17 protein-coding genes are annotated in these 13,679 nt (G+C 69.1%); 10 read left to right on the top strand and 7 right to left on the bottom strand.

What is annotated here, in order from left to right; translation table 11 throughout:
- Positions 1–80: 80 nt before the first annotated feature.
- Complete coding sequence (locus G554_RS0112995; RefSeq protein WP_027588236.1) at positions 81–563, top strand: carboxymuconolactone decarboxylase family protein; 483 nt, start codon at positions 81–83, stop codon at positions 561–563.
- Between the two features lie 28 nt (positions 564–591).
- Positions 592–975 carry a nuclear transport factor 2 family protein gene (locus G554_RS0112990; RefSeq protein WP_027588235.1) on the top strand — a complete coding sequence of 128 codons (384 nt, stop codon included), beginning with the start codon at positions 592–594 and terminating at the stop codon, positions 973–975.
- 191 nt (positions 976–1,166) lie between these two features.
- Here G554_RS0112990 and G554_RS16370 read toward each other — a convergent pair whose 3' ends face one another.
- Positions 1,167–1,841: a TetR/AcrR family transcriptional regulator gene (locus G554_RS16370; protein ID WP_211220481.1), complete on the bottom strand. Its 675-nt coding sequence runs from the start codon at positions 1,839–1,841 to the stop codon at positions 1,167–1,169.
- A gap of 97 nt (positions 1,842–1,938) precedes the next feature.
- On the opposite strand from G554_RS16370, the gene G554_RS16365 reads away from it, so the two are divergent.
- Positions 1,939–3,387: an MDR family MFS transporter gene (locus G554_RS16365; RefSeq protein WP_051233113.1), complete on the top strand. Its 1,449-nt coding sequence runs from the start codon at positions 1,939–1,941 to the stop codon at positions 3,385–3,387.
- Between the two features lie 37 nt (positions 3,388–3,424).
- Here the strand turns inward: G554_RS16365 and G554_RS0112970 are convergent, their stop codons facing one another.
- Positions 3,425–3,898: a DUF1772 domain-containing protein gene (locus G554_RS0112970; protein WP_027588234.1), complete on the bottom strand. Its 474-nt coding sequence runs from the start codon at positions 3,896–3,898 to the stop codon at positions 3,425–3,427.
- Between the two features lie 14 nt (positions 3,899–3,912).
- Positions 3,913–4,737: an SDR family NAD(P)-dependent oxidoreductase gene (locus G554_RS0112965; protein ID WP_027588233.1), complete on the bottom strand. Its 825-nt coding sequence runs from the start codon at positions 4,735–4,737 to the stop codon at positions 3,913–3,915.
- 56 nt (positions 4,738–4,793) lie between these two features.
- Between G554_RS0112965 and G554_RS16360 the strand changes: the two genes are divergently transcribed.
- Together G554_RS16360 and G554_RS16355 are read left to right on the top strand one after the other, a co-directional pair.
- Entirely contained in the window at positions 4,794–5,450 is a 657-nt protein-coding gene (locus tag G554_RS16360) for a TetR/AcrR family transcriptional regulator (protein WP_154654286.1), read from the top strand.
- A gap of 91 nt (positions 5,451–5,541) precedes the next feature.
- Complete coding sequence (locus G554_RS16355; RefSeq protein WP_051233109.1) at positions 5,542–6,072, top strand: hypothetical protein; 531 nt, start codon at positions 5,542–5,544, stop codon at positions 6,070–6,072.
- A 151-nt stretch (positions 6,073–6,223) separates the two neighbouring features.
- On the opposite strand, the gene G554_RS0112945 is transcribed toward G554_RS16355, so the two are convergent.
- Positions 6,224–6,751: a dihydrofolate reductase family protein gene (locus tag G554_RS0112945; protein WP_027588232.1), complete on the bottom strand. Its 528-nt coding sequence runs from the start codon at positions 6,749–6,751 to the stop codon at positions 6,224–6,226.
- Positions 6,752–6,894: 143 nt separating this feature from the next.
- On the opposite strand from G554_RS0112945, the gene G554_RS0112940 reads away from it, so the two are divergent.
- The gene (locus tag G554_RS0112940) at positions 6,895–7,284 is read left to right on the top strand and encodes a hypothetical protein (protein WP_027588231.1); all 390 of its coding nucleotides are present in this window, start codon (positions 6,895–6,897) and stop codon (positions 7,282–7,284) included.
- Positions 7,281–7,925: a vWA domain-containing protein gene (locus G554_RS0112935; RefSeq protein WP_027588230.1), complete on the top strand. Its 645-nt coding sequence runs from the start codon at positions 7,281–7,283 to the stop codon at positions 7,923–7,925. The genes G554_RS0112940 and G554_RS0112935 overlap by 4 nt, the downstream gene beginning before the upstream one ends.
- Positions 7,926–8,009: 84 nt before the next feature.
- Here the strand turns inward: G554_RS0112935 and G554_RS0112930 are convergent, their stop codons facing one another.
- Entirely contained in the window at positions 8,010–8,948 is a 939-nt protein-coding gene (locus G554_RS0112930; RefSeq protein WP_027588229.1) for a DMT family transporter, read from the bottom strand.
- A 129-nt stretch (positions 8,949–9,077) separates the two neighbouring features.
- Here G554_RS0112930 and G554_RS16350 point away from each other — a divergent pair, with 129 nt between their 5' ends.
- Both G554_RS16350 and G554_RS0112920 read left to right on the top strand, forming a co-directional pair.
- Positions 9,078–9,644, top strand: a complete 567-nt coding sequence (locus tag G554_RS16350) for a CGNR zinc finger domain-containing protein (protein ID WP_036925766.1) — start codon at positions 9,078–9,080, stop codon at positions 9,642–9,644.
- A gap of 131 nt (positions 9,645–9,775) precedes the next feature.
- A complete protein-coding gene (locus G554_RS0112920; protein ID WP_084648543.1) occupies positions 9,776–10,135 on the top strand; it encodes a DUF2200 domain-containing protein in 360 nt (119 codons plus the stop codon).
- Between the two features lie 35 nt (positions 10,136–10,170).
- On the opposite strand, the gene G554_RS0112915 is transcribed toward G554_RS0112920, so the two are convergent.
- On the bottom strand, positions 10,171–11,265 hold the full coding sequence (locus G554_RS0112915; protein WP_084648542.1) for a VIT1/CCC1 transporter family protein: 1,095 nt from the start codon (positions 11,263–11,265) through the stop codon (positions 10,171–10,173).
- Between the two features lie 406 nt (positions 11,266–11,671).
- Here G554_RS0112915 and G554_RS16345 point away from each other — a divergent pair, with 406 nt between their 5' ends.
- On the top strand, positions 11,672–12,001 hold the full coding sequence (locus G554_RS16345; protein WP_051233107.1) for a YbhB/YbcL family Raf kinase inhibitor-like protein: 330 nt from the start codon (positions 11,672–11,674) through the stop codon (positions 11,999–12,001).
- Positions 12,002–12,067: 66 nt separating this feature from the next.
- On the opposite strand, the gene G554_RS0112905 is transcribed toward G554_RS16345, so the two are convergent.
- A complete protein-coding gene (locus G554_RS0112905; protein ID WP_027588226.1) occupies positions 12,068–13,489 on the bottom strand; it encodes an FAD-binding oxidoreductase in 1,422 nt (473 codons plus the stop codon).
- Positions 13,490–13,679: the final 190 nt, after the last annotated feature.

The raw sequence follows: 13,679 nt of genomic DNA, 5'->3' as shown, positions 1-13,679 counted from the left end.
TTCCAATGTCTAACTAGTGTTGGACAGATGGCTTTTGTGGCGCGAGTGTTGACGTACCACGACAGGAGAGGCGGCGTCCCATGACGACCAGCGAGACCACGATCGACATTCTGACCCGACTCGACATCGACACCGCCGCCAGAGCGTTCTCCCGTGCGCTGGAAGCACTGGACGCTGCAGCGCGCAAGGAACTCGATCGCGCCAGCATCGAGCCGGGCCTGCGTGAGCTGGTGCGGCTGCGCGCCTCACAGCTGAACGGCTGCGCCTACTGCGTCGCCCAGCACACCCAGGACGCCCTCTCCGTCGGCGAACCGATCGGAAGAATCGCCGCTGTCGCCGTGTGGCGCGAGTCCCCCTTCTTCACCGCACGGGAACGCGCCGCACTCGCCCTGACCGACACCATGACGCAGCTCGCTGAGACGCATGTGCCCGATGCGGACTGGCGTGAGGCTGCCGCCCACCTGAACCCTTCCGAACTGGGCGCCCTGATCGCCCTGGTGGTCGCCATCAACGCATGGAACACCGTCGGCGTCACTACCCGCGCGTGGACCCCCGCCCTCTGACACGACCAACCACAGAACGGAACCGACCATGGAACACACCGAGACCACCCGCACCACCGTCACCACCTACTTCGACGCGTGGCGCGAGCGCGACTTCGACCGGCTGCGCACCGTCCTGGATCCCGAGGTGACCTTCGACGGCGTGCTCGGCACCGCCAGGGGTGCAGAGGAGTGTCTCGCGGGCCTGCGAGGCATGGCCGAGTCGATCATGACCGACCTCACCCTGCATGTTCGCGTCGTGGAAGGACAGGACGCCGTGAGCTGGTTCGACCTGCACACCGCCACAACCCCGCCGATCCCGACGGCCAACTGGAGTCACGTGGAGAACGGACTCATCACCCGCATCCGAGTCACCTTCGACCCCCGCCCACTCGTCGCCGCCACCTCGGCAACCGGGAGCGATCCGGCATGAACACCCCCGCATCGGTGGCTGTCGTGCTGGTGCCCGGTGCGTGGCACGGCGGCTGGTGGTACGAGCCGCTGGCCGCTGACCTGGGATGACACGGACTCGTCGGGTAGCCGACCACCCCGTCCGGCCTTGACAACGACCTCACCATCCTCGCGCAGGGCGGGGCCGGCGTGGCCGTGACCCGAGGCTTCTCGTCACCCAGATGCTCGGTCATGCTCCTCGGCCGCGCCGGTCCCGGACTCACCGTCCTCTGACGGTCCAGTCCTCCGCGGATCAGACCTCCGCGGATCAGTGGCCAGTGGCAGGAACACCGTGTCGACGATGTCCACGATGACCTCGTCGGGCACGGGCCTCAGGTTCATGAGGAGCTCGTGGCGCACCAGGTCCACCGGCAGCGTCACGACCCTGGGTGGCAGGGGCGCGGTGACTTCGCCGCGCTCCATGGCGCGCTGAAGAATGTCGATCATCATCGAACGACGATCACCGACCAGTTCACCCCGCAGGTGCGCGAACGAGGTGTGGGTCTCGGCGAAGTAGGCGCTCAGCACAGTGCTGAACAGTGCCGCGGTGATACCACCCATCCGCTCGTTCATGGCACGCAGGGCGATGAGCACATCCTCACGCAGCGACCCGGTGTCCGGCGTCTCCACCGGGACACCGAAGCCCTGATGGCCCAGCACCGCCAGCAGCAGGGCCTCCTTGTCGTGCCATCGTCGGTACAGCACGGCCTTGCTGGTCCTCGCGCGACTCGCCACCGCCTCGAAGGTGAAACCTGCGTACCCGGCCTCGACAAGCTGCTGCCATCCGGCCTCGAGGATGGCCCCTTCGAGCGCGGGGCCACGTCGCCTGGATGCCGTCATGGGAGCCATCGTCTCACCTTCGCCTCGACCCGCATTAGATCCGCTTGCGTTTCTTGTATCTGCGGCTTACCTTAGGATACGTTCTAGTTTCTTATAGGAGGTCGTGGTGACTGACACACAACAGGGCGCGGCTCCGACGGCTCCATCCGCCCAGCCCCAGTCGGTCGCAAGACTCGCCGTGGCGCTCATCGTCGGCGGCATCACCTCGATCCTCGACACCACGATCGTGACCCTGGGACTGCACACCCTCACCCAGGAGCTGCACACCTCGGTGTCCACCAGCCAGTGGGTGAGCACCGGCTATCTGCTCGCCCTCGCGGTCGCGATCCCGTTCGTGAGCTGGGCCCAGGCCCGCTTCGGCGGCAAGCGGTTGTGGCTGTTCGCCCTCGGGCTCTTCGTGGTGGGTTCCGCGCTGTGCGCCTGCGCCTGGGACATCGATGCACTCATCGCCTTCCGGATCCTTCAGGGGTTCGGCGGCGGCATCATGATGCCGCTGATGATGACACTCGCCATGCAGAACGTCGATCCGAGCACGCGGACACGAACGATGGCGACGATGAGCCTTCCGGCCGCCCTCGGACCGATCCTCGGCCCCGTGCTCGCCGGCATCGTCCTCAACTGGCTGTCCTGGCGATGGCTGTTCCTCATCAACGTGCCTCTCGGCGTTCTCGGCTGGATCCTCGCCATGCTCTTCCTGGTCGACGACCGGCCGGCCAGAGGAGTACCACGCGGACGGCTCGACGTCGTCGGCGCCGTGCTTCTCGCACCAGCTCTGGCGGGGCTGCTCTACGGCCTGTCGAACACCCACGACACTGGCGGTTTCGCCCGCACCGACGTGCTCCTTCCCGTGATCGCCGGCGCCCTACTGCTGGCCGCATTCGTCTGGTGGGCCCTTCGCCGCTCCGACGCCGCACTCGTCGACCTACGACTGCTGGGGGTGCGATCGGTGTGCACCTCGTCGATCGCACTGCTGCTCATCGGGGCCGCGCTGTTCGCCGGGAACTTCCTGCTCCCGCTCTACTTCCAGACCTTGCGCGGCTACAGCGCCCTCAACGCGGCGTTCCTCCTCATCCCGCAGGGAGCGGGCGCACTGCTGGCCCGATTCCTGGCCGGCAAGCTGGTCGACCGGTTCGGCCCGCGTGTCATCGCCGTCGCGGGCGCGGTCGTCATGGCCGCGGCCACGGTGCCCTTCGCCCTGGCGGGAGTCAGCACCAGTCTCTGGTATCTCGGCGTCATCCTGTTCATCCGTGGACTGGGCAACGGCGTCGTCTTCATCCCGATCATGACCGTCGCCTATGTCGACATCACCAGGAGTCAGATGGCCGATGCCTCCGCGATCACCAGGATCTCCCAACAGCTCGGTGGCGCCTTCGGCACCGCCCTCGTCGCCGTCGTGCTCACCACTGCCGCCAGCCCCGCGCATCCCGCCGGCGGGTTCGACGCCGCCTTCTGGTGGGTCATCGCCATGACGGCCGGCGCGGCTCTCGCCTGCCTCGTCATCCCGGGCCGGGCCGAGCACACGACACCCGCCGCCCCCGCTCCGGTCGCGCAATAGGGCACCATCGCGGGTTCGGCGGGACACCGGACCAGAGCTACGCGAGGACCAGGACGAGGCACAGCAGCAGAACAGCGAGACCCTGGATCACGGCCCGCAGGGTGATGATCGACTCCCAGCGATCCTGCAGTGCACGGGCGTCGGCCGGCACCTCGTCGGCCATGGCGGCCGCGCTGAGCCGGACATTGATCGGCTTGGAGATCCGGACGAACATCGCGAGCCAGATCACCAGCAGGAGCAGGGCGGCCGACGCCAGAGCGCCCGGGAGCGGCATCCCCGCGATGAAGGCGCCGATCGCCGTGAGAGCGGTGAAGACCACTCCCAGGATGCCTGGGACGGGCATCCGCCGATCCCCGAAGTAGTGTCCGCGGCCGACGGCCTGCACGAGAGTGCGCTCATCGACCCCGGCGTAGACCGGTCGCAGCACGACAGCGGCGACCAGGTCGGCTCCGTAGACGACGGCGACGCCGAGGATGGCGATGATGGCAGTGAGGGAGATGACGATATTCATGGTGGTCCTTCGATTCAGGCCGGAGCCGGGTAGTTGAACTGTCTGCGGGTCATCGCGTCGAAGGTGCGGGCGGGCAGGATCCTCGCCAGCGCGACGGCGAGGTTGGCACCGGCGCCGATCCGATAGCGGGTGCGCGGCCGCCGGGTGGTCGCGGCCCTGGCGATCAGAGCGGCCACATCATCGGGGCTGGAGAACTGGCGGGCGAGCCTCGGGTCCGCGAAGTACCGGCGCATGGACGCGGTCATCGCCGCGTAGGGCCCGCGCGCTGACGCGCGTTCCAGTCGCCCCAGCGCCTCCTCGTGCCATCCGGTCGCCACGTAGCTCGGCTGCACCAGCGTCACCTCGATGCCGAACTGCGCGACCTCGCCGCGCAACGAGTCGGAGAGCGCCTCGAGGGCGAACTTGGAGGCGTGGTACCAGCCGCCCAGAGGTGCGGCGAACTCTCCTGCCAGCGAGGAGACGTTCACGATCCGCCCATGGCCGGCGGCGCGCATGCCGGGGAGCACGGCCCGGATGAGGCCCATCGCACCGAGCACGTTCACCTCGAGCTGGCGACGCGCATCGGCGAGGTCGGTCTCCTCGATCGTTCCGAACTCGCCGTAGCCGGCGCAGTTGATGAGGACGTCGACGCCCCCCGCCGTTCGTGTCACCTCCTCGATCGACCCGCGGACCGAGTCCTCGTCGGTGAGATCGAGCGCCACCGGAGTGACACCCTCGATACTTGCGATCGCGCTCGTGGTGCGTGCGGCGCCGAAGACGGTCGCCCCGTTCGCGGCGAGCCGTGCGGCGGTGCAGGCGCCTATCCCGGAGGAAGCTCCGGTGATGAGGATCGTGGTCATGATGAGTTCCTTATCTGCGAATCGGATTCACAGATAAGGAGATTACAGTGAACGGTATGCACAATCAAGAGGATCGAGCACTCCGACAGCTCTGGGGTCTGGAGGTGCCGGCCACTCGGGGACCGAGGGCGCGGTGGACGCCGTCCCAGCTGGCATCCGCGGCCGTCGACCTCGCCGACGAGGTGGGGCTCGACGGCGTCTCGCTCGGCAGGGTCGCCGAGCATCTGGGCATGACGACGACCGCCGTCTACCGCTACGTCGACTCGAAGGCCAATCTGGTGGAGCTGATGTTCGATGCCGCGGTCGGCGAGCCGCCCGCCATCACCGGCGACGACTGGCAGCAGCGGTGCCGCAGCTGGGTGTCTCTGCTGGGAGATCGTTTCGCGGAGCATCCCTGGCTGAGTGAGGTGAGGCCGACCAGGATGCCCACGCAGCCGAACGCATATGCCTGGATCGACGCCCTCTTCTGTGCGGTCGCCGATCAGGAGGGTCTCGACGCGCTGCGTCTGGCGCTGCTGCTGGACAGCCTGGTGCGCGCCTATGCCTCGCTCGAATCGGGACTTCGCGGTGCCGCGCCGGCGTCATGGCTGGGTGACGCCGTGGCGACGAGGTTTCCCCGGTTGGCCGCGGCCTCCGCTCAGGACGTCTCGGATCCTCGGCTCGAACGCGACTTCGCAGTGGAGGCGGTGCTGCGCGGGGTCGTCCAGTCGTGAGCACGGCCGGGGCGCCGGCGACAAGGCACGCGCCCGCAACGGCGAGGTACCGATACAATCTCGGTCGCAAGGAGTCTTGATCGGAGGCTGCATGTTCGAACACGACGCGGAGAACGTCGAGCAGCGGGCGTCGACCGGCACGCTGCCACCGCGATCGCGCGTCGCCCAGCTGGTGACAGACGCCCACGAGCGCTACGCCGACCTGGACGACGGCGAGGTGGCCGATCACATCCCGGCTCTCGCTGGCGCCGCCGCCCCGAAGCGGCTGGCCGGTGATGTCGGATCGATCCGTGGCACCACCCAGAATCTGGCCTCGGCCGTCGGCACCGCCGTGATGGGCGCGGTGCTGGTGACCACGCTGGGGATGCGGATCGGCGGCGCCGTGGCGCAGCACCCGGAGCTTCCCGAGAGCCTCGTCAAGCAGGTCGATCTCGACAATGCGAACTTCATCAGCAACGACGACCTGCGAGAGGTGCTCGCCAGGACCCCCGCAGGTGGACGCCGCTGTCACCCTCAACGAGGAGCAGCGGCTGCGCACCCTCAGGCTCGGCTTCCTGCTGCTCGCGAGCGTCAGCGCCCTCGCGGCACTGCCCGCCTCCCGGCTGCCGAGATACCGGCCTGAGGACATCCCCGCCGAGGCGGTCGGCTCGGCGCGCTGAGCCGACCGACCGGCAGCGATCGCCGCACTCGAGACGATGACGCCGCACCGTCGTCTCGAGGAGATCCGGGTCGACAGGTCGGCGTCCTCGGGGTGACCCGAGGCACCTGCTCGGTCAGCGGGTCTGCACCACTCTGAATCTCGTGCAGACGAAGTCGCGGTTGCGGGCGACATCGACCAGTTCGAGCTGGAGATCCCGCGGCAACAGCGGCCGGCCGGCCCCCAGGGTGACCGGTGCGAATTGCACCCAGACCTCATCGAGGAGGCCGGCATCGGCGAACTGGCCCGCGAGATCCCCGCCACCCATCACCCAGACGTCCTTCTGCCCCGCGGCGGCAAGGATCTGCGGGGCCACCTCGGCGACATCGCCGCGGGCGAAGCGAATGTCGGCACCCTCGGGGGCGGACAGCTCCTGGTGGCTGAAGACCCAGGCGGGTTGCGAGTACTCCCAGCCGTCCTGATGGGCCAGGAGCCACCGGTAGCTGGAGCTGCCCATGACCAGCGCACCGATGCCCTCGATGAAGCGGGGATAGGCCATTGGCCCGTCCATGTCGAAATCCTGCCGGAAGAGCCACTCCAGCGAATCGTCGGGGGTGGCAAGGAACCCGTCGAGCGACGATGCCGTATAGAAATGGATGGCCATCGGCCGATCCTATCCGGAGCGAGTACCAGCCCATCCCCTCGCGCAGGCGCAGATCGCCGAGACCCCGCGCCGTGGCAGCCGACCACAGATCCTGCGCATCCGTACTTATTGCGTATCCGCAGTTTCTGCGGTACTGTCAGGTCATGCCACTCGATGACGCCGCCCTCACAGCGATCCGCGAAGCCCTCAGCCAGGCGCAGGCCGCCGGGGCGGGACGCATCTCCGACGCCCTGCCGCTGCTGCGCGAGGCCGCCGACCGGCTCGCCGAACTCATCGACGACTCGCTCGCGGAGGCGGTGATCACCGATGGCACCAGCTTGCGCGCCGCCGGTGCGCAGGCTGGTCTCAGCGAGAACGCCGTCGGCCCCCGGCTGGCGCACACCGAAGCACTTGCCGGCTACGCCACAGCCCAGGGCAGAGTCACCGCAGCAGGTGTCGAGAGAGCTCGATACGACCGTGAGACCGGCACCCGACGGACCCCGGCCATCCCACCCAGGCCCATGCGCTTCACACCCAGAAGGAGAACGTCATGACCCGTTCAGACCTCACCCACATCTACTTCCTGCTGGACCGCTCCGGGTCAATGCAGTCCATCAAGTCCGACACCGAGGGCGGCTTCGCGGCCTTCATCGAGCAGCAGCGCACCACCTCGGAGGGCGAGTGCCGCGTCACCCTGGCGCAGTTCGACGACCGCTACGAGCTGGTCTACGCCGACCGGCCGATCGCGGAGGTGCCCCCGCTGGACCTGGCACCCCGAGGCACCACGGCTCTGCTCGACGCGATGGGTCGGCTGATCACCGATGCCGGGGTCGCCCTGGCCAAGCTGCCCGAGGACCAGCGCCCCGGCACCGTCGTCGTCGCCGTGATGACCGACGGGATCGAGAATGCCTCGCGGGAGTGGACCCATTCGGCGGTCAAGGCCCTGGTCGAGCAGCAGACCAACGACTACCACTGGCAGTTCATGTACATGGGCGCCGACCAGGATGCCGTCGAGGTCGGGGCATCCATCGGGGTCGCGAGCGACTACTCGGTGAGCTACGGCCGCGGGCGGGCTCGCGACGTGATGGCGGCAACCTCGGAGAAGGTCGCCGGGCTGCGCCGGGCACGGAGGACGGACGCGACGGCGAGGTCGGCCGGCTACACCGTCCAGGAGCGGGACGACCTCTCACGCTGAGTGTCGCCGGAGGCGCCACCCAGCTCCGGAGTCAGCCTGCGGCGGCCTCCCGGGGCCCGCGTCCCAGCCGGCGCGAGCATCCGGTCAGCGGTCCCGACCCGTCCGCGCGGGAGCGGGTCGCAGCACGCTGACCCCGATTCCCACCAGGGTCAGGATCATCCCGAACCACTGGAGTCCGGCGAGGCTCTCCCCCAGCCACAACCACCCCAGGACGCCGGTCAACGGCGGGGTGAGCATCCCGACGATCGCGTTGAGGGTGGGGTGCAGTCGCGAGGAGGCCCAGGTGTTGAGCAGATTGGGCACCAGGGTCGCGACCACCACCAGAGCCACCAGCCATCCGAGGTGATGCCAGGCGGCCCCGCCCCCCGCTCCCGGGATCAGCACGACGGGAAGCAGCAGCACCGCTCCGATGAGGAAGGTCAACCGGTTCACTCGAGGAGCATGCAGCGGGACGCGTCGAAGCGCCCGATTCCACAGCACGATGGTGAACAGCGCCCGCACCAGGGCAGCCAACCCGGCGGCCACTGCCGCGATGACGATGGCGTGCCGGGGGAACTGCTGGTGACCCGACAGCAGCGGCACCAGGTAGCAGCAGACGCCGACGATCGCCACCGCGAACCCGAGGACATCGCGGCCGGCGACCTGCCTGCTGGAGACCAGCTGCCAACCCATCGTGATGGCCGGGGTCAGCGCGATGATGAGGGAGGTCAGCGCCACCGGACCCAGCGCGAAACCAGTCGTCGCGAAGACGTAGTACGCCGTCATGCAGGAGGCCAGCCTGGCATCGGCCCACCACTGACGACCCCCCGCAGGCCGAGCCGCCTCGTCAGCGGGGCGACCATCGTCGGCCGGGACCACGGGGTCGCGACGTAACCGGGTCAGTGCCAGCATCGCCAGGAAGCTCAGCGCGAACCGCTGCCAGACCAGCGTCGGGAGCGCCACAGCAGACATCCGCCGCACGAAGATCCCCGTCATCGCCCAGCACACGCCGGCGCCGATCGCCGCGCACAGCGGCCAGGACACCACGGTCCTTGCCGATCTGGAGGTATCTGGAGTGTCCGTGAGGACCACCGCCATTCACAACTGGTCTGAGTGGTTATTCGGGACTCTAACGGTGGCAGACGCCGCCGGCAAACCGGTTAGAGTGGTGACGTGGAGTTCGAGAATGTGAGCGGCAACCTGGCGCTCGATCTCCTCGCCACGTTGTGGTGGCGCAGGGATCGCCCGCGCGATCTGCTCGCCGGTCCGGCCGACGTCGAGTCCTGGGCGAGCAGCGTGGGCGTCCGGCTGACCGATGCGATGAGCGTCGACGATCTGGAGGACGTCGTGGCGCTGCGTGAGCTCATCTACCGGGAGTGCGCCCGGCGGCTGGCTGGCCAGATCCCCGCGCTCGCCCCGATCGCCGACCGCCACTCGGAGATCGCGAGCCTGCTGGAGATCGCCCGGAATCCGCCCACCTGGCCGCAGCTGGACACCGCCGGCCGGCTGTACCAGTCAGGACCTGCGACCGCGCTGCAGTCGCTGGTGGCGCGCAGCGCTCTTGAGCTGCTCGACGGCCCCGATGCAGCCAGGATCAGGGAGTGCGGGTCGCCACGATGCACCCGGCTGTTCATCGATAGGTCCAGAGGCAAACGGGTCTGGTGTGGCATGAGCACCTGCGGGAACCGCGAGAAGGCGGCTCGCTGGCGGGCCCGACACCCCGCCTCCACCCGGGCCTGAGATCTCTCGGGGCCCGGCGGCCGGGCCCATTGCACACCTCCGGCGGCAGCCCAGCAGGACCGGGCTGCCACCGCTGCGGCGACAGCCGCCGAACTCCCGTCGGCGCCACTGCGCTCGGTAGGCTGCACATCATGCAGACCGACGAGAAGACCTTGAGGCGCGTCCGCGCGATGACCTTCTCATCGGTGTATCCGCTGCTGCTCGCCAAGGTCGAGCGCAAGGGCCGCACCGAGTCCGAGTTGCACGAGGTGATCCGTTGGCTCACCGGCTACGACGATGCCCGGATCGACGAACTCGCCTCCGACGAGACGACCTACCAGGAGTTCTTCGCCGACGCCGATCTCAACCCGAATGCCTCCCTCATCACCGGAGCGGTGTGCGGGGTCCGGGTCGAGGAGATCGAGGATCCGGTGATGCAGCAGGTCCGTTACCTGGACAAGCTGGTCGACGAGCTGGCCAGGGGCAGGAAGATGGAGAAGATCCTGAGATAGTCCCGGAGTCCGCCGTCCGGACCCGGTCCGGGAGCTCAGTGCACCTCGGTGCCGAAGAGCATTCCGAGCAGATAGGTGGCCGCGGCCGCCCCGTACCCGATGGCGAGCTGGCGCAGCGCCCGCTTGGCCGGGGACGCCCCGGACAGCAGCCCGACGACCGCTCCGGTGCCGAGCAGGCTGACGCCGACCAGGCCGGCGGCGGTGAACACCGCCGTCATCCCGGACATCCCGAAAATGTACGGGAAGATCGGGATGATCGCCCCCGAGGCGAAGAAGCAGAAGCTCGACAGGGCGGCACCCATTCCGGTACCGATCTCCTCGTGGCTGACGTCGCTGGGCTGGTCGAGGATGACGCTGGTGTCAGCGGTACCCTCACCCAGCACGAGATCGGCTCGCTTCCTCGCCTGCTCCTCGCTCATGCCATGAGCACGGTAGAGCAGCGCCAACTCGTTGTTGTCGACACCCAGGTCGGGAATGATCTTGAGCACCTCGGGATTGGGTCGGGAGGCCTCCAGGAGCTCACGTTGGGAGTGCACCGAGACGTACTCCCCGGCCCCCATCGACAGTGCCCCGGCGAACAGCCCGGCGACGCCCGTGACCAGGATCACGTGCGACGAGACGCCACTGGCCCCGACACCCAGGATCAGCGAGAGGTTGCTCACCAGTCCGTCGTTGGCTCCGAAGACGGCGGCCCGGAAGGAACCCGACAGTCTGTTGCGGCCGCGCTCGGCCAGAGCTCGGACGATCTCCTCGTGCATCTGCTCATCGGCGGCCATCTTCGGGGTGGCATCGGGATCCTTGGAGTACGGGGAGCGGGCCTCGGCGCGCTGGATCAGCGCCAGCACGAAGACCGAACCGAACCATCTGGCCAGCAGTCCCAGGAACTGGGTGCGCAGTGCCGGGCGCAGCGGGCGTCCCACCTCGTCGCCCAGCAGATCCAGCCAGTGCCTCTCGTGACGGCCCTCGGCATCGGCCAGGGCCAGCAGGATCTCGCGCTCCTCGCCGTGACGCCGGCGTGCCAGGGATCGGTACATCGCGGCCTCGGCGCGTTCGTCGGCGAGGTAGCGGCGCCATCTGCGCTGTGAACGCGCCTGAGCGCGTGAGCGTGACGGGGTAACGGCCCGGGTCATTGCAATCCTTCGGTCATCGACCGCGCTGGGACCAACGAGCGCCACCGGCACGGTGGGCGGTCGAAGGTCTCGCCCGCCCGCATGCCGCAGGTGATGCACCGGGCAGGCTCACAGGCCCGCCATTGTGTCGATGCATCTCTCGTCCTGAACCTGTTCTGCTCGGCAGCACCGGTCCAGGGGTCGGGAGCTACTCCCCTTCGCCGACCCATATTGCCACAGCGCCCGACACTTGCCAGAACATGCGAATGGGAACCAGTCCTGGCGAGGGCGGACCCGAACTGGTCATCAGCGGCCCGTCCCACGGCTCCGCGACATAAGGTGAGACGATCAACGATCCCGGCCCGGACGGCATCCGTCTCAACAGCGACCGTCTGGACACCATCACGAGGGAGATCCATGACTGTCAATGACCCGTTCGCCCGGCTTCTGGCACTGGGTCGTCGCCGACATCCCCGCCGACATCACCGAGCTGCCCGAGGGAGCCGGTGACGAGGCCGGCCGGGGGCTGCCCGCCGGGGCCCGCCAGTTCCGCAATGACGCCGGCATCGCCTGCTTCATCGGTGCCGCCCCGCCGGCCGGTCATGGTGAGCACCGCTACTTCGTGACGGTCAGTGCACTGGACGTCGATCACCTCGACATCCCCGACGATGCCAGCCCGGCCTATCTCGGGTTCAACCTGGCCGACCACGTGCTGGCCCGCGCCATCCTTGTCGCGGTCGGGAGCATCCCGGCCTGAGGCCCGTTGACCCGGTCCGCTGCGGGCCGGGGCCCCGGTGCGGGTGGTCCCGGACCGCAACCGCCATCACGGCCACAGCGAGTGCTGAGCTCTGATGACTCCGGCCGGATCCATCGACTGCGTGATCCGGCGCAGCCGTTCCAGACTCGCCCCGAACAGCCGCTGCGGGGAGCGCCGGGTCTCGGCGAAGTTGAGGCAGTCGGTCTGGGCCCGAACGGTCTCCAGGTGCGCCAACGCCTGAGTGACAGCGGCGGCCACCGCCCCCGCCGCCGGGGGCGGCGCGATCCCCACGGCGTGGAAGATCCCCTCCCCAGCAACCGAGGCGATCGCCCCTCCCTCTCCGCGTTGCGGGCTGAGCTCCCCACCCAGGTGGCGAATCTCCGCCGACAGCAGCGGGGCCGCGGCCGGGTTGTCCGGGCCGGCCGCCCTGAGGAAGGCGTCGATGGTGGCGGGGTCCAGGCTCCTCAGCACGGCGCCGTCCCCGAGAACCGGGATCGGACCGGGCGGGTCCATGTGCAGCTCGGCGAGCCGGGCGACGGGAGTGCGGCCGAAGGTGTCCAGCTGCGGAGCCAGGGCGCGCAACGGCATCAGGATCCGGTCGGCCTCCTCGGCGGTCTCCTGGAGTGCCGCCTCGATCTTGACCAGGGAGCGCCCCTGGAGGAACTCCGGAAGATCCGGCAGTGGCGGGAGGCGCAGCAGTCTCAGGTGGGAGGTGACCGAGGTGGGCACCGTGCCGATCCACTGCCGCCAGGCGTGCGCCACCTCGTGGGCCCGCTCGATCGGCCACCAGAGCGCTCCGGCGTGCACCTCAGCGACCGGGTAGAGGCGGAACTCGATGGCGGTGACGACCCCTGGAGCACCTCCTCCACCGCGAAGGGCCCACCACAGGTCGGCGTCCTCGTCATCCTGCCGAGCGCTGCCCTGCTGACCCGGGGGCCGCTCCGTCACCCGCCGGGCCCTGCCATCGGCCGTCACCAGCTCGATGGCCGTGACGCTGTTGGCCGCCAGCCCGTGGGAGCGGGAGAGCCAGCCCAGACCGCCTCCCAGGGTGTAGCCGACGACGCCGACGTCGGGGGAGGATCCCGCCAGGGCGGCCAGCCCGTGCCGGGCGGTCGCCTCGCTGACCTGCCCCCACCGGACCCCGGCACCCACCCGGGCGATCATCGCAGCCGGGTCGATCTCGACCCCGCCCAGCCGGTCGGTGCGCACCAGGATGGTGTTGTCGAGATCGTCGAGGACCGCGGCGGCGTGGCCGGTGGCCTGGGCGGCCACCTGGAGTCCCAGCCGGGAGGCGGCCAGCACGGTGGCGGCGACATCGGCTGCGCTGCCGGCGTGCACCACAGCAACCGGGTGCTGGTCTACGGCGAGATTCCAGCTGGCCCGGGCGGCGTCCCAGCCGGGGTGGCCGGGCAGCTGCAGGTCTCCGTCGAGGTGGCCAAGGGCGCCCCGGAGGGCGTCGCCGAGATGGGAGGGTGTGATGACTGACATGACGTGTCGGTGTCCTTCGTGGGTGCGGGGTGGTCGGTGGGTGCTCAGCCGGACCGGTGGATGGTCGCGATCCGGTGATGTGCCCACTGTCCTCACCGCCGGGCCGCCGGGACATCCCAGAAGTGTGGGTGCTGGTTCCCCCAGAAAGCTGGGATGTCGACCTGACCCTGTCCTCACGCACACTGGTCCC

Origin of the sequence: Acidipropionibacterium thoenii DSM 20276, from assembly GCF_000423445.1 — a bacterium.
GTDB lineage: Bacteria > Actinomycetota > Actinomycetes > Propionibacteriales > Propionibacteriaceae > Acidipropionibacterium > Acidipropionibacterium thoenii.
The sequence above is the reverse complement of the archived record's forward strand: the minus strand, read 5'-3'. Positions and strand labels throughout refer to the sequence as shown.

Bases quoted from the DNA above. Each gene is read 5' to 3' on its own strand.
- G554_RS0112995 (WP_027588236.1), top strand. From the start codon at position 81: ATGACGACCAGCGAGACCACGATCGACATTCTGACCCGACTCGACATC.
- G554_RS0112990 (WP_027588235.1), top strand. From the start codon at position 592: ATGGAACACACCGAGACCACCCGCACCACCGTCACCACCTACTTCGAC.
- G554_RS16370 (WP_211220481.1), bottom strand. From the start codon at position 1,841: ATGGCTCCCATGACGGCATCCAGGCGACGTGGCCCCGCGCTCGAAGGG.
- G554_RS0112970 (WP_027588234.1), bottom strand. From the start codon at position 3,898: ATGAATATCGTCATCTCCCTCACTGCCATCATCGCCATCCTCGGCGTC.
- G554_RS0112965 (WP_027588233.1), bottom strand. From the start codon at position 4,737: ATGACCACGATCCTCATCACCGGAGCTTCCTCCGGGATAGGCGCCTGC.
- G554_RS16360 (WP_154654286.1), top strand. From the start codon at position 4,794: ATGCACAATCAAGAGGATCGAGCACTCCGACAGCTCTGGGGTCTGGAG.
- G554_RS16355 (WP_051233109.1), top strand. From the start codon at position 5,542: ATGTTCGAACACGACGCGGAGAACGTCGAGCAGCGGGCGTCGACCGGC.
- G554_RS0112945 (WP_027588232.1), bottom strand. From the start codon at position 6,751: ATGGCCATCCATTTCTATACGGCATCGTCGCTCGACGGGTTCCTTGCC.
- G554_RS0112940 (WP_027588231.1), top strand. From the start codon at position 6,895: ATGCCACTCGATGACGCCGCCCTCACAGCGATCCGCGAAGCCCTCAGC.
- G554_RS0112935 (WP_027588230.1), top strand. From the start codon at position 7,281: ATGACCCGTTCAGACCTCACCCACATCTACTTCCTGCTGGACCGCTCC.
- G554_RS0112920 (WP_084648543.1), top strand. From the start codon at position 9,776: ATGCAGACCGACGAGAAGACCTTGAGGCGCGTCCGCGCGATGACCTTC.
- G554_RS0112915 (WP_084648542.1), bottom strand. From the start codon at position 11,265: ATGACCCGGGCCGTTACCCCGTCACGCTCACGCGCTCAGGCGCGTTCA.
- G554_RS16345 (WP_051233107.1), top strand. From the start codon at position 11,672: ATGACCCGTTCGCCCGGCTTCTGGCACTGGGTCGTCGCCGACATCCCC.
- G554_RS0112905 (WP_027588226.1), bottom strand. From the start codon at position 13,489: ATGTCAGTCATCACACCCTCCCATCTCGGCGACGCCCTCCGGGGCGCC.